The 546-nt window shown below is 61.7% G+C and carries 1 protein-coding gene; it reads right to left on the bottom strand.

The annotated features are described in order from the left end of the window. On the bottom strand, nt 1-546 hold a 546-nt coding region (locus ACYQ54_RS28465), incomplete at both ends, for a cadherin repeat domain-containing protein (protein WP_460088504.1).

The following is a 546-nucleotide window of genomic DNA, read 5'->3' as shown; positions in this document are numbered from 1 at the left end:
CACCGTATCGGTGGCATCTGCGTCGGTGGCCAGGGCAGTGACGCCAACCTGCGTTCCTGCCGCGGCATCTTCGGTGATGGTATTGGCTGCAGAATCCGTGTCGGTGACGGCCGAGACGTCGAACTCATCGACATCGGAAACGGCAATCGTAAAGGTCTCTTCCGACGTCGAGCCATCGGTGGAGGTGGCCGTGACGGTGATGTCGATGGAACCTTCGGTCTCCGCGTCGAAGCTGGCACCGTCTGCGACCCGGACCACACCGTTCTCGTCGACGGTGAAGCGTGCGTCATCGACGGAATAGGTCACCGTATCGGTGGCATCTGCGTCGGTGGCCAGGGCAGTGACGCCAACCTGCGTTCCTGCCGCGGCATCTTCGGTGATGGTATTGGCTGCAGAATCCGTGTCGGTGACGGCCGAGACGTCGAACTCATCGACATCGGAAACGGCAATCGTAAAGGTCTCTTCCGAGGTCGAGCCATCGGTGGAGGTGGCCGTGACGGTGATGTCGATGGAACCTTCGGTCTCCGCGTCGAAGCTGGCACCGTC

This window comes from Roseibium sp. LAB1 (assembly GCF_054658235.1).
This window is presented reverse-complemented; position numbering and strand designations above follow the sequence as displayed.